Origin of the sequence: Glutamicibacter sp. M10 (assembly GCF_025452055.1) — a bacterium.
Taxonomy (GTDB): domain Bacteria; phylum Actinomycetota; class Actinomycetes; order Actinomycetales; family Micrococcaceae; genus Glutamicibacter.
Genome location: NZ_CP104918.1, coordinates 206,109 through 227,354, shown reverse-complemented (window position 1 = coordinate 227,354; position 21,246 = coordinate 206,109). Strand labels below are relative to the sequence as shown.

General features: G+C 55.0%; 21 protein-coding genes and 1 pseudogene. 12 read left to right on the top strand and 10 right to left on the bottom strand.

Features of this window, described 5'->3' with window-relative positions; genetic code table 11:
- Positions 1-42: 42 nt before the first annotated feature.
- The 5 genes from N6V40_RS01145 to N6V40_RS01125 all read left to right on the top strand — a co-directional run bounded on the left by N6V40_RS01145 (position 43) and on the right by N6V40_RS01125 (position 3,965).
- Positions 43-1,260 carry an acyl-CoA dehydrogenase family protein gene (locus N6V40_RS01145; RefSeq protein ID WP_131090566.1) on the top strand — a complete coding sequence of 406 codons (1,218 nt, stop codon included), beginning with the start codon at positions 43-45 and terminating at the stop codon, positions 1,258-1,260.
- Positions 1,261-1,262: 2 nt separating this feature from the next.
- The gene (locus N6V40_RS01140; protein WP_131090565.1) at positions 1,263-2,681 is read left to right on the top strand and encodes an NtaA/DmoA family FMN-dependent monooxygenase; all 1,419 of its coding nucleotides are present in this window, start codon (positions 1,263-1,265) and stop codon (positions 2,679-2,681) included.
- A 108-nt stretch (positions 2,682-2,789) separates the two neighbouring features.
- On the top strand, positions 2,790-3,206 hold the full coding sequence (locus N6V40_RS01135) for a CoA-binding protein (protein WP_131090564.1): 417 nt from the start codon (positions 2,790-2,792) through the stop codon (positions 3,204-3,206).
- Positions 3,207-3,217: 11 nt separating this feature from the next.
- Entirely contained in the window at positions 3,218-3,637 is a 420-nt protein-coding gene (locus N6V40_RS01130) for an MmcQ/YjbR family DNA-binding protein (protein WP_131090563.1), read from the top strand.
- Between the two features lie 4 nt (positions 3,638-3,641).
- Positions 3,642-3,965: a putative quinol monooxygenase gene (locus N6V40_RS01125; protein WP_131090562.1), complete on the top strand. Its 324-nt coding sequence runs from the start codon at positions 3,642-3,644 to the stop codon at positions 3,963-3,965.
- 73 nt (positions 3,966-4,038) lie between these two features.
- Here N6V40_RS01125 and N6V40_RS01120 read toward each other — a convergent pair whose 3' ends face one another.
- Entirely contained in the window at positions 4,039-6,393 is a 2,355-nt protein-coding gene (locus tag N6V40_RS01120; RefSeq protein WP_262198626.1) for a bifunctional metallophosphatase/5'-nucleotidase, read from the bottom strand.
- 208 nt (positions 6,394-6,601) lie between these two features.
- On the opposite strand from N6V40_RS01120, the gene N6V40_RS01115 reads away from it, so the two are divergent.
- A complete protein-coding gene (locus N6V40_RS01115) occupies positions 6,602-6,886 on the top strand; it encodes a hypothetical protein (protein ID WP_262198624.1) in 285 nt (94 codons plus the stop codon).
- 60 nt (positions 6,887-6,946) lie between these two features.
- Here the strand turns inward: N6V40_RS01115 and N6V40_RS01110 are convergent, their stop codons facing one another.
- A complete protein-coding gene (locus N6V40_RS01110) occupies positions 6,947-7,654 on the bottom strand; it encodes an HNH endonuclease family protein (RefSeq protein ID WP_131090559.1) in 708 nt (235 codons plus the stop codon).
- A gap of 344 nt (positions 7,655-7,998) precedes the next feature.
- Here N6V40_RS01110 and N6V40_RS01105 point away from each other — a divergent pair, with 344 nt between their 5' ends.
- The gene (locus tag N6V40_RS01105) at positions 7,999-8,322 is read left to right on the top strand and encodes a hypothetical protein (protein ID WP_262198622.1); all 324 of its coding nucleotides are present in this window, start codon (positions 7,999-8,001) and stop codon (positions 8,320-8,322) included.
- Between the two features lie 151 nt (positions 8,323-8,473).
- Here the strand turns inward: N6V40_RS01105 and N6V40_RS01100 are convergent, their stop codons facing one another.
- A complete protein-coding gene (locus tag N6V40_RS01100) occupies positions 8,474-9,676 on the bottom strand; it encodes a siderophore-interacting protein (protein WP_131090557.1) in 1,203 nt (400 codons plus the stop codon).
- Positions 9,677-9,886: 210 nt separating this feature from the next.
- Here N6V40_RS01100 and N6V40_RS01095 point away from each other — a divergent pair, with 210 nt between their 5' ends.
- Together N6V40_RS01095 and N6V40_RS01090 are read left to right on the top strand one after the other, a co-directional pair.
- Positions 9,887-10,234: a zinc ribbon domain-containing protein YjdM gene (locus tag N6V40_RS01095; protein ID WP_131090556.1), complete on the top strand. Its 348-nt coding sequence runs from the start codon at positions 9,887-9,889 to the stop codon at positions 10,232-10,234.
- Between the two features lie 162 nt (positions 10,235-10,396).
- Positions 10,397-11,779, top strand: a complete 1,383-nt coding sequence (locus N6V40_RS01090) for an FAD-dependent oxidoreductase (RefSeq protein WP_242632611.1) — start codon at positions 10,397-10,399, stop codon at positions 11,777-11,779.
- Positions 11,780-11,798: 19 nt separating this feature from the next.
- Here N6V40_RS01090 and N6V40_RS01085 read toward each other — a convergent pair whose 3' ends face one another.
- Positions 11,799-12,383 (bottom strand): CGNR zinc finger domain-containing protein, encoded by a 585-nt coding sequence (locus N6V40_RS01085; RefSeq protein ID WP_131090555.1) that lies wholly within the window; start codon positions 12,381-12,383, stop codon positions 11,799-11,801.
- Positions 12,384-12,464: 81 nt separating this feature from the next.
- Here N6V40_RS01085 and N6V40_RS01080 point away from each other — a divergent pair, with 81 nt between their 5' ends.
- Positions 12,465-13,547 carry an LLM class flavin-dependent oxidoreductase gene (locus N6V40_RS01080; RefSeq protein ID WP_131090554.1) on the top strand — a complete coding sequence of 361 codons (1,083 nt, stop codon included), beginning with the start codon at positions 12,465-12,467 and terminating at the stop codon, positions 13,545-13,547.
- Between the two features lie 50 nt (positions 13,548-13,597).
- Positions 13,598-14,227 (top strand): cysteine hydrolase family protein, encoded by a 630-nt coding sequence (locus tag N6V40_RS01075; RefSeq protein ID WP_131090553.1) that lies wholly within the window; start codon positions 13,598-13,600, stop codon positions 14,225-14,227.
- Positions 14,228-14,278: 51 nt separating this feature from the next.
- Here the strand turns inward: N6V40_RS01075 and N6V40_RS01070 are convergent, their stop codons facing one another.
- The 5 genes and pseudogenes from N6V40_RS01070 to purS all read right to left on the bottom strand — a co-directional run bounded on the left by N6V40_RS01070 (position 14,279) and on the right by purS (position 19,541).
- Positions 14,279-14,950 (bottom strand): NADPH-dependent F420 reductase, encoded by a 672-nt coding sequence (locus tag N6V40_RS01070; protein ID WP_396268157.1) that lies wholly within the window; start codon positions 14,948-14,950, stop codon positions 14,279-14,281.
- 19 nt (positions 14,951-14,969) lie between these two features.
- A pseudogene (locus tag N6V40_RS01065) lies at positions 14,970-16,012 on the bottom strand (LLM class flavin-dependent oxidoreductase).
- 215 nt (positions 16,013-16,227) lie between these two features.
- Entirely contained in the window at positions 16,228-18,543 is a 2,316-nt protein-coding gene (gene purL, locus N6V40_RS01060; RefSeq protein WP_131090551.1) for a phosphoribosylformylglycinamidine synthase subunit PurL, read from the bottom strand.
- Complete coding sequence (gene purQ / locus N6V40_RS01055) at positions 18,497-19,219, bottom strand: phosphoribosylformylglycinamidine synthase subunit PurQ (RefSeq protein ID WP_262198614.1); 723 nt, start codon at positions 19,217-19,219, stop codon at positions 18,497-18,499. The genes purL and purQ overlap by 47 nt, the downstream gene beginning before the upstream one ends.
- Positions 19,220-19,289: 70 nt before the next feature.
- Positions 19,290-19,541: a phosphoribosylformylglycinamidine synthase subunit PurS gene (gene purS / locus N6V40_RS01050; RefSeq protein WP_038991933.1), complete on the bottom strand. Its 252-nt coding sequence runs from the start codon at positions 19,539-19,541 to the stop codon at positions 19,290-19,292.
- A 331-nt stretch (positions 19,542-19,872) separates the two neighbouring features.
- On the opposite strand from purS, the gene N6V40_RS01045 reads away from it, so the two are divergent.
- Complete coding sequence (locus N6V40_RS01045) at positions 19,873-20,172, top strand: YchJ family protein (protein WP_315973743.1); 300 nt, start codon at positions 19,873-19,875, stop codon at positions 20,170-20,172.
- A 3-nt stretch (positions 20,173-20,175) separates the two neighbouring features.
- Here the strand turns inward: N6V40_RS01045 and N6V40_RS01040 are convergent, their stop codons facing one another.
- Positions 20,176-21,219 carry an ankyrin repeat domain-containing protein gene (locus N6V40_RS01040; protein WP_131090548.1) on the bottom strand — a complete coding sequence of 348 codons (1,044 nt, stop codon included), beginning with the start codon at positions 21,217-21,219 and terminating at the stop codon, positions 20,176-20,178.
- Between the last annotated feature and the right edge of the window lie 27 nt (positions 21,220-21,246).

Below are 21,246 nucleotides of genomic sequence, written 5' to 3'. Positions count from 1 at the left end.
TTGATACTGAACTTAGATACCGATGTCCTGCAGGGAGAAGCAATGACGACAATCGCCGCGGCAACAACAGAGAGCCACTACCAGGAACTGCTCAAGCGTTTCAGTGAAGTTTTCGCACGAATAGCTGAGGGAAGCCGAGAACGCGAACAAAACCGTGTTCTGCCATTTGAGCAGGTGCAGTGGCTCAAGGACGCAGGATTTACCACGTTGCGCGTACCTGAAAGTCACGGTGGCACACCAGTCAGTCACGAGCACCTCTTCCGTTTGCTGATTGAACTTGCCACGGCAGATTCCAATGTGGCTCATTTGTTGCGCAGCCATTTCGCCTTTGTAGAGACCATCGCATTGCAACCCGAGAAGTTTCAGGACCGTTGGTTCCCACGGGTGCTGGATGGTCAGATCTTTGGCAACGCTGCAACTGAACGTGGCGGCAACGCATTAGGCACCACGAATACCAAGCTCGTGAAGAACGCTGATGGCTGGGTCTTGCGCGGTGAAAAGTACTACACCACCGGATCGATTTTTGCTGATTGGGTTGTGGTCATGACCAGTACGCAAGGTGTTGAAGGGCGTCAGTACGCCATCGTTGACCGGAACGCTGACGGGGTGGAAATCCTGGATGATTGGGATGGGTTTGGCCAGCCATTGACCGGTACCGGTACTGCCATATTCACTGATGTTCCGGTTCAGGCCGAGAACATTATTCAGCGTAAAATCGCATCTACTCTGGAACCTGCGTTCTTTCAACTGTGTCTACTGTCGGTACTTGTAGGCATCGGTAAGGCCGCCCGCAATGAGGCAGCACAGATCGTAGCTACGCGTACCCGCACCTTTAACACCGGTTCGGGTTCTTTGTTCAAGGATGATCCGCAGATTCAAGAGTTGGTTGGACGCTTGGCGGCGAATGTTTTTGCTGCTGAATGCATAGTCACCACAGCAGCCCGCGAATTAGACGCGGCCCTAGATCCGCAGCTGGCTTTGGATTCTGATGCTGCGTACCTGCGTGCAGAGTTGGCAGTTCAACAAGCTCACGTAACCACACCAAAGCTGATTTTGGATGCCACCAGCGAACTCTTTGATGTCACCGGCGCGTCAGCGGTATCGACCTCTAAATCGTTAGATCGTTTCTGGCGCAATGCACGCACAGTTGCGACCCACAACCCGGTAGCCTTCAAGGCTCGCTCTGTGGGCGACTATTTCATCAACGGCACTGTGCCAAATGGCCTGAACTCTATCGGCGAAGCAAAAGCAGGGAAGTAATCATGGGAACTTTTGAATCACGTCCACGTTTGCTGCTCTCAGCATTCCTAATGAATACCTCAAGCCACATTCTTGGTGGCATGTGGCGTCACCCAGAAGCGCAGCAGCACCGTTTTAATGAACTGAATTTGTGGGTGGATTTGGCAAAGAAGCTGGAAGACGCCAAATTTGATGCGTTGTTCTTTGCCGATGTTGTGGGCCTTTATGGAGATCATGAGGGTGGTTGGGCATCCCACGTACGCAAGGGCCTACAGGTTCCTAGCCATGATCCGCTGGTACTGCTCTCTGCCTTGGCAACAAGCACCAAGGATATTGGTTTGGCCATGACCAGTTCTGTCATTCAGAGTCACCCTTTCCAATTTGCCCGACAGATTTCAACCCTTGACCACCTCTCGCAGGGCCGCGTTGCGTGGAATATCGTGACCAGCGTTCTAGAAAATGCACACCGCAACTTTGGTGGCAAGGACCTCGTAGCTCACGATGACCGCTACGGGTGGGCTGAAGAGTATGTGGAAGCTGCCTACAAGCTGTGGGAGGGGTCTTGGGAAGAGGACGCGTTGCTGGCCGACAAGGTCAACGGAATCTATGCTGATCCGTCCAAGGTCAACAAGATCAATCACCGTGGGGACTACTACCAAATTGATGGCCCACATCTTGCTTTGCCCAGCGCACAACGCACGCCGTTCCTCTTCCAAGCTGGATCATCAGCGCGCGGTTCGCAGTTCGCAGCAACGCACGCAGAAGCAACCTTCCTCTTCGCACCGCACGCAGAATATGTTGCAAAGAAAAACGCTCAGCTAACTGAAAATCTCGTTGCTGCAGGACGCCAGCGAGAAGACATCAAAGTCTTCGCAGGGTTGTCCTTTGTTGTTGGATCCACCGAGGCTGAAGCCAAAGCCTTGGAAGCCGAATACGACGAGTACTTGGATCTAGATGCGATTGTCGCGCACATTGGTGGCGGTCTGGGAGTAGATCTAGGCGGGTTGGATCTGGACACCCCATTGGGAGACATTCAGACCCAGGGTGCCCAAGGCGTACTTGAAGCGATCAAAGCTTCTGTCCCGGGCGGCAATCCTACGCTGAAGGACTTGGCCCATTACCGGGCCAAGGCGCAGCAAATCGTGGGTACCCCAGAAAGTATCGCTGATGAGCTTGAACGCTGGCAGGATGCAGGAATTGACGGCTTGAATATCATGAACCATGTGCTGCCTGGCTCCTACGACAACTTCATTGAAGGACTTATCCCTGAGTTGCGCCGACGAGGTCTGGCACAAAGCGAATATGAGCAGGGTAGCCTGCGACAAAAAATCTTTGGACGAGGAGACTACCTGCCACAGAACCATCCTGCGGCGCAGTATCGGGGAGCATTTTCCTCGCTGAGCGCAGCAGATACCGAGGCAGACGTCCAACTGCAGAAGTAGAAGGATCACGTCAGTGAGGTCAGCAGTCTCAGGTCAAGGATCGCTGCTGACCAACTGAGGATTATCAAACTATGCAGTGTCGCAGGTGGAGCGAGTAATGTGGCGCGTATGCACAATAGTCACGTAAATGATCCCGCGGTGATTCGTCGGATCTTGAGTACCCCGGGCAGGTGGGCAGTAGTTGGACTCACCAACAATCCCACCCGAGTAGCTCCGTCCATTGCACGATTCCTGCGTGATGAACTGTCTATGCAAATCATCCCGGTTTCACTAGATGCTCAGGATGTGATGGGGGAGCAAGGGTATTCAAAGCTTGCCGACATTCCAGGACCTGTTGATGTTGTTGACTGCTTTGTAAACTCGTCAAAAGTTGGCGATATCGTCGACCAGGCAATTGAGATCGGGGCCAAAGCTATTTGGATGCAGCTAGGTGTCATTGATCAAGACGCTGCCCAACGTGCCAAGCGTGCTGGGCTCGATGTTGTCATGAATACCTGCCCCAAAATTGAGTACCCGTTTCAGTAGTCGAGGCGAGAATGACAAACGATAAAAGCCAAGAAGTACTCGAACAAGCATGGGCGAAGCTGTGTTTGAGCCTGCCTTGTTCCTTCGCTGATTATCCTTTCGGTCCCGAATACACCGTCTTTAAAGTTTCGGGGCGGGACACGAGCAAGGCAAAAATGTTCGCGATGGTGATAAGCCTGCAAGGTGAGCCAGCGTTGAACCTCAAATGCGAGCCAGCGTTGTCAGATCAGCAACGCAGCGAGCACCCGGAAATCACGCCTGGCTACCATATGAACAAAAAGCATTGGAATACCGTCAGATCTGGTTTAGACCTTGAACTGATGCGAGAACTCATTGAAGATAGCTATGATCTTGTGGTCGAGGGCATGTCGGTGAGGGATAAAGAATACATTCGTTTGCAAGACACCATTAGCCACGGAGCCCTATACTAGAGGCATGTACTTCATCGTTGTTAAATATCAGGTAAAGCCAGAAAACACCGAGAACTTCATGGATCACGTTGCAGAGTTCACCAAGGCCACCCGCGCCGAAGAAGGTAACCTCTGGTTCGATTGGTCCGTGAGCGTGGAGGATCCCAACGAGTTCGTTCTTGTTGAAGCCTTCCGTGATGACGAGGCAGCTTCTGCCCACGTAAATTCCGCACACTTCGCAGCTGGCATCGAGTCCATGCGTCCGCTGCTAGTTTCTACTCCAAAGATCATCTCGCGCAAGGTTGAAGGCGACGATTGGGATTCCATGGGCGAATTGGTCATCGACTAATTTCCCAAACAGTGAAGGGACGTAACCACGAGATAATTCGTGGCTACGTCCCTTCGTTCATGTCCGGCTGTTTCTAGCGTCCGGCCTTGTTGCCGAAGCGGCGGATCAGTAGCAAGATGATGCCTGCCAAGACAATGACTCCTGCAACGATGCCAATCCAGCCAGCGGTGAAACCGGTATCGGCCAAATCCTCGGTGTCCTGCTGCTGAGAATCATCCGAGGAGTTATCCTTCGAATCGTCCTCTGACGGGGAAGATGAGTCGCTGGTTGGCGCTGAGCTATTAGTCGGCTCCGGAGAATCAGAGTCATCCTCAGATGGTGAGGATGGATCATCTGAAGAATCAGATTCGGAAGGTTCCGGTGTTTCAGTTACATCTTCGGACGGCGAAGGCGTAGCTGACGGCGAAGCCGACGGGGTCGGCTGTACTGGCGCTGCAACGACCGAGAAGTCAGTTGTAATGTCTTCATGCTGTACCTGCGAAACAATCAGCTGGTAGTCGCCAGGGGCTACAGAGCTTTCGACTGGAAGCTGGAACTTGGTGGTTCCGGATGCATCCGCAGCCGGGATGCCAGAAACCTCAACGGCGCCATCAAAAGCAGAAGCCGAGATTTGCGCGTTTTCTTCCAAACCGGTGACCGTCACCGTAACGTTTTCACCAGCGGTTGCTTCAGTTGGCGCAAGCGCAACCTTGGCCCAGTCGGTGCCAGCCAATGCTGCACGGCCTAGTGGAGATGGCGAGACTACATCGTGAGCCTTGAAGAAGTTCACGGTGGCATCAAGGTCAACCTGACCAGAATCAGAATGGTTGGTGCCCTCAGCGAAGGCCAAGAAGTTATCGCCACCGCCAGCCAAGAAAGCATTGGCGGCTACGCGGAAGGTCTCCGACTCATCCAGCGGCTTGCCGTTAAAGGTGATCTTCTTGATGTGTTTGCCTGCTGGGGCATCCTCAACGTAGGTGTAAGCCAGACCTTCAGAAATACCCAGCTGCAGCTTGTTACGTTCAGAGCCCTCAGGCTGCCACTGCTGTTCTAAGGCTTCACGGATCTGAGCTCCCGTGAGGTTAAAAGTCACAAGGGTATTAGCGAAAGGCTGGACCTCTGCGGCGCCCTGATAGGTGACGGTTCCGTCCTTGCCATACAGCAGATCAGCACGAAGACCGCCGGCGTTCATAAAGGCAATCTGAGCTGGCTTGCCAGCGAAGTCTTCATTGGAAGTGGCCCAGAGGTGAATATCTGCCACGGTGTTGCCTAAGGTAGATTCAACGCCGCGGTCTGAGCCTGGGGTCTGCCCACCACGCAAGATATCTTCCGAAATTGCGCCGACCTTCTTGCTGCCAACAACTTCAGCTTGGTCTTCGGCGTCCTTCACAATCTTCGCCACAGCTGGATCCGCCGCGTAGTTTGCCGTCCAGTTTCCCTCGGAATCTTCAGTGGCCAGCGGAAGACGTTCGCTGCTGGACTTCAAAACCTCACCGGTAGCAGGATCAACATCGAGGCTGACCTTGCCCAGAGTGGAACCGTACTGGTGCGATTGAATCACTGGGCGCTCGCCGGAAGGGCCAGCAATAGAGCAGTCATAGGAGTTGTGAGTGTGCCCGGAGAAGATCGCATCGATCTTGCCACTGGCTTTGCGCAGCAGATCTCCGTACGCAGTGTCTTCGGCAGCGATGCTTGGGCATTCGGCATTGGCTGAACCGTTGTGGGTTAACAACACAATCACGTCGGCTTCGCCGTTGGCGTCGTCGCCGTCGCTGAGCTGGGTAGCAACACGGTTGGCTGCCTCAAGTTCGCTTCCGATGCTCAAGCTTGAGATGCCGCTAGGTGAAACCAAGGACGGAATGTCTTCTGTTGCTGTGCCGATGAAGCCAACGGATAGCCCGCCCACTTCACGGATTGCGTACTCTTTCAGAGCTGGAGTTTTGGTGCCGGCCTTGTAGACGTTGGCGCCTAGCGCGAAGTCCGCACCTGGCTTTCCCGTTGCTTTGGCGAACCTGTCAACTACCCGTCCTTTGAGGTCCTCGTAGCCCTTATCGAACTCGTGGTTACCAACTACCGATACGTCCAGGCCAGCTGCACCCAATGCGTCGATTGTAGGAGCATCCTGCTGGGATGCGGAGGCGAAGGTCGAAGCTCCAATATTGTCACCAGCGGAGAGGAAAAGTGTGTTTACGTTTTCGCTTCGAAGCTGGGTAACTGCTCCGGACAAAACAGCCGCGCCGGCGGAATCCCTATCGGCTGCAATCCGGCCGTGGAAGTCGTTGATTCCCACAAGGTCCAGGGTCACCGAATCTGCTGCTGCGGTTGAGGCTGAGCTTTTGGTTGGCTCCTCGGTGGAAGCTGCCTGCGCAAGAGCGGTGCCGGTAGCTACGAGCGAAAGTGTTGCCAATGATGCGAGACTGAGTTTTCTCATCTGCTTGAATGCAGACATAGATGCTCCTAAAGAGTGACGAGTGTGACTACTTACATATCTATCCCATCTATATGAACCTGTCGATGCCTCGGTGTTAAATTGCCGTGAAGGACTACGACTTCTGGCGATTAAATAGTCAAAGCAATACACCAGCGGTGGGCTGACGTATTGCTTCGAAATGAATTTGGGGCTCTAGCGGCGACGTTTTTTTCGTGGTTCCGGGGACGTGACCGCAGAAGAACCCAAGATAATTCCCAACAGCAGCATCGCTGCAGCAATGAAGAATATTGTTGAAAGCACCCAGCAACCCATGGCTGCATCGCGATGGGAAGTATTCAAGGCAAACGCAAAAAGGCAGACGCTTGCTAGCAGCAGAAGGGCAGCTGACAACTTAGTCTTCATTGTTCGCCTTAGCAGCAGAGAATTTTACTGGCAGTCACAAAACATAATGACCATTAGCTTGATAAACACCATGATGCCACAAATCCATCAGGTTGACTATAGGTCTTAAGGAGGATATTTCTCCGCATAGCCAAGTTCTGTGTCTGCACAATGGGTCGATAGCCATTAATTACACGCAGGATTTTAGAATGCGCTCAATGGTGTCGTGTTCTGCCTTTGTCATCCACGCGCCGTACTTGGCTTTGACCTGTGTCTGGCGTGAGACGTATTCGCAGCGGAAGCTTTTGTTGGGCGGGAGCCAGGAAGCTGCGTCCTTGTCGCTCTTGGATCCGTTGGTCGGTCCGTCCGAAGCCATGAGGTTTAGCGGATCGTTGGCAAATTCGAAGCGTGCTTTTTCACTCCAGCGCTGTGCACCCTTTTGCCAGGCATCGGATAGGGGAACAACGTGATCAATCTGAACTGCAGTGCTGGTGTTCTGACCGCGAACAAACTTGATAGTTGTATTGGTATACGGATCGTGAAAGATTCCGCTGAGCACTACGCAAGGCCTTGACGCTGATTTGTACTTCACGTTTTCCAGATCGCGGGTCAGAATGTCATTGCGGGCATCACATCCGTTGTGATCCGGATCTTTCCAACCATTACTGAATTTTTCTCGCTCGTACCCGGTCTTTGGCGCACGGCCCTTAATGTCAATGTTCGCCAACAGATCCAGGGAGCCAGCGTAGCCGGCACGTTGCTTGGCAGAATCTTGTGAAGGGGCCGCCTGAGCATCCGGCGTTGTGTAAAGATCGATGGAATCCAAGGTTGAGCAACCGCTCATGACCATAGATGAAGCGATGAGGGCAAAAGCAATGGTGCGGCGCAGCAAACGCATGCGGTGGTACGGCTCCTAGGGCGACGACGAAAAGTAGGGGAGAGCCCCCTAGAAAACTATATGGATCGCAGCGGACCATTTAGACGGCTGCGCGACGTGTTTCAGTGTGAGATCTATGGGAAATTTGTGGTGAAGTATCCGTTGACTGCGAATTACTTGCTCTCTACGTGCGCCAATATCCGTTGTTTAACTGGGCGTCGTGGCATAGGGTCAAAGAAAGTTTTGCAGTGTGGTGACTCGGAGAATATATGAAGCGGATTGTGCCAGTGGCTGTTGTGCTTGTTTGTGCTCTCACCTCGTGCACCACTCCGGTCTCGAAGCTGAAACCTTCGCAAGAACCGACCGTGTCCGTTGTTGAAGAGACCACGCAAGAACAATCGTCCGGTCTTGACCCGTCGTGGTTTCCGCCAATGGCCAATTTTGGCCACACGATTCTAGTGGGCAATGGTTTGCTGAATATCGAAAATGATCAGGGTGGCGAATTCATGGCAGTCAACGGTAACCACTCGGTGGCGTCATCGGTAAACACATTTCGGTTTAGCGACGAGGGTGAAGCGCTGCCGGAGACTTTGATCTATCGAGTTCAATTCGGGACAAAAATCTTCTCAGGTGAGCCTGCCAAGGCACCGGAGCGGTTCAACTTCAAGTGCGGGTGGGTCAGGAAATGATCGCTGAAGATACCGCGCAATGCGCAATCCCGGCCGATGAGCTTAGCATGGAATTTGATGTCCCGGCCGGCCCTGAAGTAACGATCATAGAACAACCTAGCCCGGAGACGCGCGGATTCTACGAGATAGCATTTTACGACTAAATCGGTCCTCAGAATAGCTGGGTCGAGTGCCTCGGGAGATTGACTCCTAGCCTGCCTTCGCGAAGGGTCCAGTATGAAGAGATATGCGTTGCTCGTTTATCTAGATTCCAGTACTTGGTGATGTGGTTAATGGCCTTGACCGTTGAACGCTCGGCGTGAGCGATTACCCCGATTGGTGCCGTTGGTAACGGCAAAGTGCGTAGCGCTTCGGCGATAACGTGACTGCGCCCGGCTGGATCTTGATTCCGCGGAAGCCAGCTTAAAACAACCCCTTCGGGATGTTTCACGTCAAACATTGAAGTTGCCTCGGCAACTTCGAGCAGTGCCACCCCTTGTGCCTGTGCCGGTAGGGCTTCTAGAACTTTGGCAATCGCAGGCAACCCCGCTTCATCGGCAGCAAGCACATAGTATTGAGCATCCAGCGAAGGGGAGGACTTGCTGCGAGCTGGAGAAATAACTAATGGTTCTCCCGGCTTTGCATGTGCTGCCCAATGCCCAACCGTCCCCGGATCTCCATGAACTACAAAATCTATGGAGAGCTCGTTGAGCGCGGTGTCGACCCAACGGATCGTATAAGACTTTGAGCGGGGTACCTGTTCGCGCGGCAGTCGGTGACGCAAGGCATGGATGTCATAGGGCGGTACTAAGCCAAGTTCAGGGTCGGCTACATAGACCTTGACGTATTGGTCTAACGCCGAGTTGGAACGAAAGCCAGCTAAGTCTGGGGCGGCAGCAATGATGCGAACCATATTGGCAGAGAGCTGTTCTATCCGCGTGATGGTCAGGACATGTTGCTCAACTTTTTTGCGAGGTGCCTGGAAGTTTCCGAGCGACGGGGAGTACTGGGCCAGAGGTTCTTCATAGTTCTTTGGAGAAACTTGAGTAGCAACAGTTTCAGGATCAGCGGACAGCTGTGGCTCAGCGTTTGAACGGAAAGAACTTCGAAGCGTTTTGTCGATCACCTTACGGGCGGCGAGCAGCGCAGCTGCTGATCCGGCGCGCTGAGCTGCTGCCAGCAACTCTTCGGTCTCTTGTTCGTTGAGGATCTCGTTGTTGTTACCAATGCTGCGGTAGAGCTCTTCTTTTGCCACCGCATATCCAGCCTTGGCCCCAGCTTTTTCGGCGATGGCCAATACTTCTAAGGTCAGTCGCTCACCTGCGGGGATCGCGCTTGAAACGTGGTGCCCGCGATGCTTGTAGTGTTTAGACATTGGTGCGCTGCCCCTCAAAGTGCTGTCGCAGTATTTGGCTCCTATGGCTGAGTATGAGCGCGGTTGATGAAACAAAACAAGTGGTCTTATAACAGCCTGCCCGCTTTGGGCCACCTTGGTGAATGGGAGATTCTAGGGCCGAAGTTGGCAACGGTATTCGATATTCGATTCATTCGACAATGGGAGTTCTGAGTAACTAAAATTAGCCCCATGTCTGATTCTTTGCCTCCGTGCCCAAAGTGCTCCAGCGAGTACACCTACGAACTTGATGCGTTGCTGGTTTGCCCTGAATGCGCACATGAATGGAACGCTGAAACCGAGGAATCGGAACCAACCGAGACCGTCATTAAGGACGCAGTGGGCAACGTTCTGCAGGATGGTGACACTGTCAGCATTACCAAGACCATGAAGGTCAAGGGCGCCCAGAGTGCACTGAAAGCCGGCACTAAGGTCCGCAACATTCGCCTAGAGCCAGGCTCCGGCGATCACGATATCGCCGCAAAGGTGGACGGCTTCGGCCACATGGAACTCAAGTCTTCCATCGTGAAGAAGATCTAATACTTCACCACGGTGATACTGGCGGTCAGCTTTCCTTCGAGGAAGCTGGCCGCCTCAGTTTTAACCTGACAAAAATTGTGGGAATTTAATGGCGATTGACTCTAACGCCAATTTAGCGCAAGACTCTAGCTAGAAGGCAAAGGCACCAGCAAAGGGTTTATTGTGAGCGCAGAAAACACGGCAGGCATGCTCGACACCATCGTTATTGGCTGGGGCAAAGGTGGCAAAACGCTGGCTGGCACGCTAGCTCGCTCGGGTGAACGAGTGGCGATGGTTGAACAGTCGGCCCAAATGTATGGCGGAACATGCATCAACATTGGGTGTGTGCCCACCAAGATCTTGATTCATGAAGCCGAGCAAGCCCACGGTTCTGATTTTGATCCGCAACGCTTTGAAGCCGCGGTGCAACGCCGAGACAAGCTGACCTCGATGATGCGCGCCAAGAACTTCTCGATGCTTGATGATCTTGAGTCGGTCTTGGTCCTCACCGGGCACGCCACCTTCAGTGGACCTCGAACCATAAAGGTCAGTACCGAAACTGAAGAGCTGGAATTGAGTGCGCGGCGGATCATCATCAACACCGGTTCGGTTCCTGCCCAACCAAAAATTGAGGGAGTCGAAATTCGTGGCCGCGTCCATGACTCCACGACGTTACAGCATGCGGAGATGCCAAAGTCCCTGATTGTTGTGGGTGGCGGTTATGTCGGCATTGAATTTGCGTCAATGTTTGCGCAGTTTGGCGCTAAAGTTACCGTCTTGGATCGTGGTGAGCGTGCGCTGTCCAAAGAAGATCAGGACATCGCCAGCGAGGTTCAGTCATCATTAGTTGATGCTGGAGTTTCTATCATCAGCTCTGCTCAAGTCACTAAGATTAGCCAGGATCATTCCAGCGCAACGGTCAGTTTTGAACTCGACGGGCAAGCGCAGCAACTTGAAGCTGACGCAGTATTAATTGCCTTAGGCCGAACCCCAAACACCAGTCATCTGGGTCTTGAAGCTGCCGGAGTAAAAGTCGGTGAGCGAGGGGAAATCGTCGTAGATAAATTCTTGGCCACGAGCGCCGAGGGAATTTATGCTCTGGGTGACGTGAACGGTGGCCCGCAATTCACCTATGTATCACTGGATGATCATCGAGTTCTGGCCAATCACCTCTTAGGTGATGGTTCGCGTAGCACCGAAGATCGCGTGGCTGTTCCCTATACCATCTTCACTACGCCACCATTGTCGAGGGTTGGGCTAAGCGAAGCTGCAGCTATCGAGCAGGGCTTAGAGGTCAAGATTGCGGTGAAGAAAGTCGCAGAGATTGCCGCCATGCCACGGCCAAAAATAGTCGGTGACCCGCGAGGCGTGATCAAGTTTGTCGTTGATGCGCACACCGACCAGATTCTTGGTGCAGCGCTCATGCACGTTGATTCCCAAGAAGTGATCAACCTTGTGGCTTTAGCCATGCGCCAGAAAATGACCGCCAGCTCGCTACGCGATCAGATTTTTACTCACCCATCATCCACTGAGGCCTTGAACGAGGTCCTTGGCCAGCTCTCGTAATCTCGAACGAGTAGCGGGCTTAGTTTTGCCGTTCTTTCTTCCGCGCGTAGGCTCGCGCAGCGCGGACCCGGTCGCCACAGCGTGTTGAACACCAGTGCCGGCGGCCGTGGGTGCGCAGTAAATATCTGGTGCAAGGCTCTGATTCGCATTGGGCTAACTGAGTGGCCTCGTCGCTACTCAACAGGGAAGCCGCATCTTCGGCCAGTGTGGCTAACGCATGTTCAGTTAGCTGCGTGGCGGGGTGTTCCAGCGCGCGGAAAAATCCCTTACCGCCCTCTTGCTTCAGCAAAGGCGTATTTGGTGCTGCCAACAAGGCCGCGTTGATTCCTTGCAGCGCCACTTCATCAATTGGTGTACCCGAAGTGCTTGCCGAAAAAGCCTGGCGCACGTACTGGCGCAAGGTGACGAGCCGGTTCTGGCAATACTCCTGAAGCTGCGCATCTTCAGGTACGAGTTCTCTGTCAATCAGCCAGTCAGTGGTGGATTCTGGTGAGGCCAGCGCGTCGAATGTTTTGTTACCGGGTAGCTGGATTTCACTGTTGACCAGATCGATGCTGCTGTGTTGCTGCGCACCGGGGCTCGGGGGAAGTGGCATCTGAGTCATACTCTCATGGTATCAGTCTTGTTTTAACGTGATTTCCTGTTAGGGTGAGTATCACGGTAAAAGTCAAAATAAACATGAGAAATGAGATTTGCTTTGCAACCAGCGCCACGATTTGGCTCTGCGCCTTTCGCTCTGTCTGTACACACTGGTGGCGGACCAGGCGTCGGGCAAACAGCTCAAGATGGATTGAGTGACACCATCGATCTTGCCAAGGCAGCGGATCAACTGGGCTTCCACCGATTCTGGACGTCGGAACATCATGCAATGCCCGCACTATCCGTGGCCTCGCCCCCGCTGATGATGGCCAGGCTCACCGCCGATACCCGCCAAATCAGGCTCGGTGCCGGTGGAATCATGCTGCCAAATCATGCACCGTTGATTGTTGCTGAACAGATTGGAATGCTTGAAGCGCTGGCGCCAGGGCGGATAGACCTTGGGGTGGGGCGAGCGCCCGGTACCGATGGCGCAACAGCAGCAGCGCTTCGTCGGGGAACTGGAAGCGCGCAATCATTTGATGAGCAGCTAGCCGAACTTATTGGATTCTTGGCCGACGACTTTCCGCAGAATCACCCATACAGCACCGTGCACGCCGTTCCTGGGCCATGGCAAAACCAGCAGAACCAAGTGCCGGCAGCGCAGCATCAAACCCCGCTGTGGATCTTGGGTTCTTCGCCTTATTCGGCGCAATTAGCGGCGCGTCTGGGCCGGCCATATGCGTTTGCCCTGCAATTTGGTGAGGCTGATATTGAAACTGCGCTGCGTATCTACAGAGATAACTTTGTTCCATCAGCGCAGTTGGAGCACCCCTACGTCCTGGTCAGTCTTAGTGCCATTGCCTCCGAAGATATCGAATTTGCCGGGGCACAGGCAGCATCCGGGGCCATGGCTATGCTGCGGATGTTTAAGGGCGAATCCTATAAATTGCTGAGCCCTCAAGAGGTGGCCGACTACTCGGCGACACTCAACGAACGAGCCATCATTCAGATGTACACCAACCGTACCTTCGCAGGAACAGCGCAACAGGTTGCGTGGCGGCTCGAAGAATTGCAAGAGCGAACTGGCGCCGATGAGCTGATGTTAGTGACTGGTTCTCACGTGCGGAACGCCGCGCTAGGTACCGTGCAACTGATGGCAGAGCACTACAAGCCCGCCAGCAAGTCTTGAAAAACGGCACCAACCGGTGCCACCGTTATACCGAATCAAAGGAGAACATCATGTCCACACCACGTCGTGCACTAGTCGTCATTGACGCTCAGCAAGAATATTTTGAAGGCCTGCTCAAGATCCAATACCCTGAGCGTGAGAAGTCCGTAGCAGCCATTGCGCAGCTAATGGACGCTGCACAACAAGCCGATACCCCTGTTGTTGTAGTCCAGCACCAGGGTCCTGCAGGGTCACCGGTTTTCGCTCCTGAATCTTCAACCTTCGCCCTTCAGCCACAGATTCATGACCGGCTTGAATCGGCAGCTCTGCGCATCACTAAGAACTTCGCCAGTATCTTTGAAGGCACCGGACTTGAAGTTTGGTTGCGCGAGCGAGAGATCGACACATTGACCCTTGTTGGCTACATGACCAACAACTGCGTGATCGGTTCGGCCGCTGCCGCCGAACCACTGGGATTCGCGGTCGAGGTGCTCTCCGATGCCACCGGCGCTATTGATATCGTCAACTCCGCTGGTTCAATCCCCGCCAAGCAAGTTCACGAAACCTTGATGGCTGTTTTGAACTCCAATTGGGCTGCCGTGGCACCGAGCGCCGAATGGGTCAGCGCGATTGAATCCGGCAGTGCATTAGCCGGGGATAACCTTATTGAATCAGCAGCCCGAGGGCGCACCGAACAGTAGTCACCACTGGCTCTAATAAAGCCAGTGAGGGCCCTGCGTAGTTTGATTTAGTTAGGCGGAGGTCGCCAACTGAGCCGATCCAATGAGATCGGCCAGTTGCGCCTCTGGCCGGTTGGCGCCAAACGCTGGCTGCCCCGGTTGCAATCGTTGACCTTCACTCAGCGAGCCGATGCGCAGTGGATCAAATCCAAACTCGTCCACAATTCGTGCAACAATTTCCAGATCTGCTTCAAGATCGCCGGCCACTGCGATGGCCTTGCGCCCAGCGACGCCAGCTGCACGAGATTCCTCTTCAATCTCGTGATAACCCATGTGGTTGAAGGCTTTCACTACACGGGCGCCGGGCAAGAACTCTTGAATCAGTTCGCTGGTGGAAACTTCTGGTCCGTTCAGGTCTTCACGGATACCGTCGGTTTCCCACCAGTAGTTCATGGCATCGATAACCAGTTTTCCGGCCACCTGCTGTACCGGAATGCTTTGGTACTTTCCCAGCGGCAGAGCCAAGATCACAATGCCGGCGTCTTTAGCCGCGGTATGCGCATCAACGGCTACTGCACCTGGCGTGAGGATTTGAATGGTGAGTGCGATGGCGCTGGGGTCACCGGAACCTGCAATGAGCACTTTGTAGCCGGCCTTGAGGGCTAGCCGAGCCAGTGCGGTGCCAATCTTTCCTGCACCTAGAATGCCGATAGTTTGCTGTTCCATGTTCGTGCCTTCCTGCAAAGTCGGTGATGCTAAGTGATTATGCTTGGGCAAGCATTTCGCGGACCATTGGGATGACCTTGCTTCCGTACAGTTCCACAGCGTGAAGTCGAGCGCCTGCATCCACGGCTCCGCCGGAGTAGATCAAATCAAAGCGTCCGATATCAAGGGACTTCACCGTGTTGGCGATCTTGCGGGCAACGGTTTCAGGCGATCCGATGTACAACGAGCCTTCGATTGCTTCATGCTCAAATTCTTCGCGGCTCATTGGGCTCCAGCCTCGGCTGGCGCCGATCCGGTCGCGCTGTTCCTTGTAGGCGTCAAACATTGCTTCGCGGGCCAGTTCATCGGTATCAGCTACGAAGCCCGGGGAATGTAGACCAACCGGAGTCGATTGGTGGCCGAACTGCTCATTGGCGCGGCGGTACAGGTCGATATAAGGTGCGAAGCGTTCCGGTGAGCCGCCGATAACTGCGAGCATCATTCGGAAACCGTAGTGCGCCGTGCGGATCACGGACTGTGGGGAACCCCGACGCCTACCCAGGTGCGCAGTCGGCCGGATTCAGTTTTTGGGAAGACGTCCATGTCGGCTAGTGAAGGACGCTTGGTGCCTTGCCAGGTAACAGGCCTCTCGTCGAGCAGCTTGTGGAAGAGGTCGATTTTCTCATCAAAGAGGATTTCATAGTCGGCCATATCGTGCCCAAAGAGTGGGAAAGACTCAGTGAATGAGCCGCGCCCCAGCATGACCTCAGCGCGTCCGTTGGATAGCGCATCTACGGTGGAGAAACGTTGGAAAACGCGCACCGGATCATCAGAGGATAGGACGGTAACGCCGGAGGAGAGGCGAATACTTTCCGTTGCGGTGGCAATGCCAGCCAGTACGGTTTCCGGGCTGGAAATAGCGTACTCAGGTCGGTGGTGCTCACCAACAGCGATGACGTCAACGCCTGCCTGATCAGCAACCATGGCTTCTTGGACGGTGGCACGAATGGCTTGCGCTTGAGTTAGTAGCTGGCCATTGGCTCCGCTAGGTACATCACCAAAGGTGTCGATGCCGAATTCGATATTTTCGATGCTGTCCATGACCCGCTCCTCGTACCACGAATTAAGTTGATGCATCAATCATGACTCAATATTGTTGACGTGTCAACTATATAAATAATGTACTGCGGAAAGGCGCGCGTCTGGGCGTCGTGTGCGGCTGACGGGTAGGCGGGGTCCCAGCCATGGGCCATCAAAGCAATTGGCCCGCCTCCCAGAAAAGGGAGGCGGGCCAATCAGGCTTCAACCGGTGGGTATTAGCCGAAGTACTTCTTCATGGTGCCTTCGTTAGCCTCACGAAGCTCATCCACCGAAGCGGTGAATTCACCCTGGACTTCCAAAGAACCGGACTGCGCATCAACGATGCCCAAGCGAGCCACGGTCACACCGCGGGCGCTGGTCATATCCTTAAAACGAACTTCTTCGCTTCGTGGGACAGCAACGATGGCGCGGGCCTGAGTCTCCGAGAACAAAGCGGTGAAGGAATCTACGCCGTCACGTTCCTTGATCTCATCCAGTGCTACACGAGCGCCAACGCCGAAGCGCAGAACCATCTCGGTCAATGCTGCGGCCAGACCACCTTCTGACAAGTCGTGAGCTGCATCGATCATGCCATCGCGGCTAGCGTTGATCAGGATCGCGCCCAGTTCCTTTTCCGCTTCCAGGTCAACTACCGGCGGTACACCGCCGAGGTGACCGCGCAGGTTGGCGAACTCCGAGCCATCCAGCTCGTCCTTGGTGGTGCCGATCAGGTAGATCGCCTGGCCGTCGGCCTCTTCGCGCCAGCCCGAAGGGGTGCGGCGAGCAACGTCGTCGAACTTGCCCAAGGTGGCAACCACTGGGGTTGGGTGGATCGGCTTGTCGCCGGTCTGGTTGTACAGCGACACGTTACCGCCGGTGACTGGAACACCAAGCACCATGCAAGCATCAGACAGACCACGGATACCCTCGGCTAGCTGCCACATGACATCTGGGTTCTCTGGGGAACCGTAGTTCAGGCAGTCCGAGACCGCCGCAGGGATTGCACCAGAGGTAGCAACGTTGCGGTAGGACTCGGCCAGTGCCAGCTGAGCGCCAGCGTATGGATCCAGATAGGTGTAACGGCCGTTGGCATCGGTAGCGATGGCCACACCCAAACCGGTGGACTCATCAATACGCACCACACCGGAATCATCCGGGGCGGCCAATGCGGTGTTGCCACCAACGTAGCGGTCGTACTGGTTGGTGATCCAGGACTTGTCGCACATATTTGGGCTGGCAATCAGTTCCAGCACGGCAGCCTTGAGCTCATCACCGGTTGCTGGCAAGTTCTTGCCGGCCTCCGAAGACTTAAAGGTGTCAGCCTGCAGAGCATCCTGCCACTCTGGGCGAGCGTAAGGGCGGTCGTAAACCGGGCCGTCGTGGGCCACGGTCTTAGGGTCCACGTCCACGATGACCTCACCCTTCCAGGTGATGATCAAACGGTCGGTATCGGTCACCTCGCCCAACCAGGAGTACTCCACGTTCCACTTGGCCATAACAGCCTCGAACGCGTCAACGTTTTCAGGGGTGACAACTGCCATCATGCGTTCCTGGGACTCCGACATCAGGATTTCGCCCGGGGTCAGGGTGGAGTCGCGCAGCAGCACGTCGGTCAGCTCAACCTGCATGCCGCCTTCACCATTGGATGCCAGTTCGCTGGTTGCACAGGAAATACCTGCAGCACCCAAGTCCTGGATACCTTCAACCAGTGAAGCCTTAAACAGTTCCAGGCAGCACTCGATCAGTACCTTCTCGGCGAACGGGTCACCGACCTGTACAGCAGGGCGCTTGGAAGGCTTGGTGTCATCGAAGGATTCGGAAGCCAGCACCGAAGCGCCGCCGATGCCATCGCCACCGGTGCGTGCACCGAAGAGCACCACCTTGTTGCCCACACCCGAGGCGTTAGCCAGGCGCAGGTCTTCGTGGCGCAGTGCGCCAACAGCCAAGGCGTTCACCAGTGGGTTGCCCTGGTAGATCGGATCAAAGACGGTTTCGCCGCCGATGTTCGGCAGGCCCAGCGAGTTGCCGTAGCCGCCGATGCCCGAGACTACGCCGTGCACCACGCGTTGCGAGTCTTCGTGATCGATGGCGCCAAAACGCAATGGATCCATCACGGCGATCGGACGGGCACCCATGGAGATGATGTCACGTACGATGCCACCAATGCCGGTAGCAGCACCCTGGTATGGCTCAACGTAGGAAGGCGAGTTGTGCGACTCGATCTTGAACGTCACGGCCCAGCCGTCGCCCAGGTCGGTAACACCGGCGTTTTCGCCCATGCCGACCATCAGGTCCTTCTTCATCTCATCGGTGACCTTCTGCCCAAACTGGCGCAGGTGGTTCTTGGTGGACTTGTACGAGCAGTGCTCGGACCACATCACCGAGTACATGGCCAATTCAGCAGCGGTGGGACGACGGCCCAAGATCTTCACGATCTCGGCAAATTCGTTGTCCTTCAAGCCCAGCTCTGCCCAAGGCAGTTCTACATCTGGGGTGCCGGCGGCGTTATCGACGGTGTCGATGTTGAATTCTTTGGTGACTTCCTGGCTCACTTTTTCCTCCAACAAGGTGGGTCAGAACACTGGTGAAGAAGGTTAGCCCATCGGTGCCGCGGGCATCGGGGCCAAAGCCGACCTCAATGGCATGCTCCGGGTGAGGCATAAGACCCACCACGTTGCCAGCCTTGTTGCTGACGCCAGCGATCGAACGGCGCGAACCATTCGGGTTCCAGCCCACATAGGAGAACGCAATGCGGTTCTCGGCTTCAAGCTCATCCAGGGTCTTCTCGTCAGCCACGTACTGGCCGTCCTGGTTTTTGAGCACGATGGTGATTTCCTGGCCAGCTTCAAAACCATTGGTCCAAGCGGTCTGGTTGTTCTCCACACGCAGCAGCTGATCGCGGCAGATGAACTTCAGGTGATCGTTTTTGATCATCGAGCCAGGCAAAAGATGCGACTCGGTGAGGATCTGGAAACCGTTGCAAATACCCAGTACAGGCAGTTTGGCATCGGAGTTCGCAGCGTCGGCGATCTTGGCCATCATTGGAGCAAAACGCGAGATCGCGCCAGCCCGCAGGTAGTCACCGTAGGAGAAGCCACCAGGGATTACCACGGCGTCAACATCCTGCAGGTCGGTGTCGGCGTGCCACAGGGACACTGCCTCGGCACCGGAGGCGCGCACTGCACGGGCGGCATCACGGTCATCAAGGGTGCCCGGGAAGGTCACCACGCCGACGCGTGCTCCTGACAATTCGTTTGTTGGCGCTGAGTAGTCGCCAATCAGGGGAGTTCGGTGCTCATTAGTCTTCGACTACCTCGACGTTGACGACATCTTCGATCACCGGGTTGGAGAGCAGGGTTTCTGCTGCCTCACGAGCCTGAGCAAGGATTTCTTCGGTCACCTCGCCGTCCACGGAAAGTTCAAAGCGCTTGCCCTGGCGGACAGCTTCGAAGGAGGTGAAGCCTAGGCGGGGAAGTGCTCCCGCGATGGCCTTGCCCTGAGGGTCAAGGATTTCTGGCTTGAGCATGACATCTACAACGATGCGGGGCATCCGGCATATCTCCTGTTGGCGAGGTTAAGTTAAATGCCACACGGAGATGCCGTCTCACACCAGGGGGATTTGGCGCTCCGCGAGCTTGCCCTAACAGTCTACCCGTGAATGTGACCGGCCAGACGTGCCTGTGCCTGATCGGGCCGATATCCCTAGATATAAGTCATGTGATCTTTGGCTCACGGGGCGCAAAACTGTGTGCGACGCGTATTCTGAAAGCGTGAAAAACTCTAGTCAGACAACGTGTTCATGCCGTGAATTGGACTCGGTCAAGCTCAGTTACGCTCAGTGCTGCCAGCGCTTTCATGACGGACGGGCGGACGGTTCGGTATTGCCTGAAACCGCTGAAGAACTGATGCGTTCGCGCTACAGCGGATTTGTGCTGGGCCTGGTTCCCTATCTTCTGGCCACCTGGCATGAGAGTACTCGCCCTCAAGAATTGGATTTGGACCCCCAGATGCGCTGGGCGGGTTTAGAAATCCTGTCCACTCGTGCTGGTGGTGCTCAGGCCACCCGTGGTGTTGTGGAATTTGCCGCGCACTATGTTGATGGGGGCAATGCAGCTGCGCAACATGAGGTGAGCACCTTTGTCCGCGAAGCTGATGCTTGGTTTTACGTTAACGCCCTGTGAGCTTTAGCGGCGGCTAGCAGTCTGCAGCATGGTTAACATCTGCGTCTGCTGGCGATCACGGGCCATCTTGAAAGCGTCGGCTCCGGTACGGTCTTTGAGTCGTGGATCTGCGCCGTTGGCAACCAACAACTCGGCGATATTCACTGAACTCTTGGTGCCTTGGCCCAGCACGATAGTTTCATGCAAGGCAGTCCAACCCAGATCATTCACGTGGTCAATGTTGATGTTAGTGCGCAACAGAATTCGTACGGCCGCAACCTGGCCGTTTTCGCTGGCCACAGTCAAGGCGCTGCCACCCATCCGATTGACCTCTTGGACGTTGGCGCCGCCCTTGATAAACATCTGCAGCGCACCGGTTTGACCGTTAGCGCTGGCGCGTAAGAACGGGGATTCCTGGTAATTGTCCTTGATGTTCGGGTTGGAGCCGGCATCAAAGAGTGTCTTGATGATGGGCTCATTTTTGGCAATGACTGCCTGCATCAGTGCCGTGCGTCCGGAGCCATCTTTGACTGCCAAATTAACGCCGGACTTCAGGACCTTTTTGACGCCCTTCAGATTATTGGCCTTGATGGCAGCAAATAGCTTGCTTGATTCGGCGGGAAGAGCCGCCACGGTGGATTCCACTGATTTCAGAGTCTCGCCGGATCCGGCTCCGGAAGCCAAAGGTGAGAGGGTGCTCTGCGAACTTGCACTACTTGGGGTGGCGCTAGCTGTAGCAATTGCTGAAGCAACAGTTGCTGGAGCACTAGTGGCTGCGGGGGTAGCTGACGGTGTGGCCGCCGTGCTTTGAACTGGTGCCTGCGAAGCGGAACTAGACGGTAGCGCTGAGGATTTTGAAGCTGTCGAAGATTCTTGAGCGACGGTTGGAGCTGGCGTGGCACTGGAGGCACTAGGGGCGTTGCTTGCCGAAGGGCTGCTGGACTGCGTTCCTTGGGCTTGCGGTGAGGACGGGGCGCAACCAGTGAATGCACCGATCGCGGCTGCCAATGGAAGCGCAATTAACGCGATGCCACGGCGGCGCGTGGAGAGCCCGGTTAGAAGTGCCATCTGTCCTTTCGCGGTTTCGGCAACCGT

Coding starts and splice junctions, on each gene's coding strand:
- N6V40_RS01145 (WP_131090566.1), top strand. CDS start 43: ATGACGACAATCGCCGCGGCAACAACAGAGAGCCACTACCAGGAACTG.
- N6V40_RS01140 (WP_131090565.1), top strand. CDS start 1,263: ATGGGAACTTTTGAATCACGTCCACGTTTGCTGCTCTCAGCATTCCTA.
- N6V40_RS01135 (WP_131090564.1), top strand. CDS start 2,790: ATGCACAATAGTCACGTAAATGATCCCGCGGTGATTCGTCGGATCTTG.
- N6V40_RS01130 (WP_131090563.1), top strand. CDS start 3,218: ATGACAAACGATAAAAGCCAAGAAGTACTCGAACAAGCATGGGCGAAG.
- N6V40_RS01125 (WP_131090562.1), top strand. CDS start 3,642: ATGTACTTCATCGTTGTTAAATATCAGGTAAAGCCAGAAAACACCGAG.
- N6V40_RS01120 (WP_262198626.1), bottom strand. CDS start 6,393: ATGTCTGCATTCAAGCAGATGAGAAAACTCAGTCTCGCATCATTGGCA.
- N6V40_RS01110 (WP_131090559.1), bottom strand. CDS start 7,654: ATGCGTTTGCTGCGCCGCACCATTGCTTTTGCCCTCATCGCTTCATCT.
- N6V40_RS01100 (WP_131090557.1), bottom strand. CDS start 9,676: ATGTCTAAACACTACAAGCATCGCGGGCACCACGTTTCAAGCGCGATC.
- N6V40_RS01095 (WP_131090556.1), top strand. CDS start 9,887: ATGTCTGATTCTTTGCCTCCGTGCCCAAAGTGCTCCAGCGAGTACACC.
- N6V40_RS01085 (WP_131090555.1), bottom strand. CDS start 12,383: ATGACTCAGATGCCACTTCCCCCGAGCCCCGGTGCGCAGCAACACAGC.
- N6V40_RS01080 (WP_131090554.1), top strand. CDS start 12,465: ATGAGATTTGCTTTGCAACCAGCGCCACGATTTGGCTCTGCGCCTTTC.
- N6V40_RS01075 (WP_131090553.1), top strand. CDS start 13,598: ATGTCCACACCACGTCGTGCACTAGTCGTCATTGACGCTCAGCAAGAA.
- purS (WP_038991933.1), bottom strand. CDS start 19,541: ATGCCCCGCATCGTTGTAGATGTCATGCTCAAGCCAGAAATCCTTGAC.
- N6V40_RS01040 (WP_131090548.1), bottom strand. CDS start 21,219: ATGGCACTTCTAACCGGGCTCTCCACGCGCCGCCGTGGCATCGCGTTA.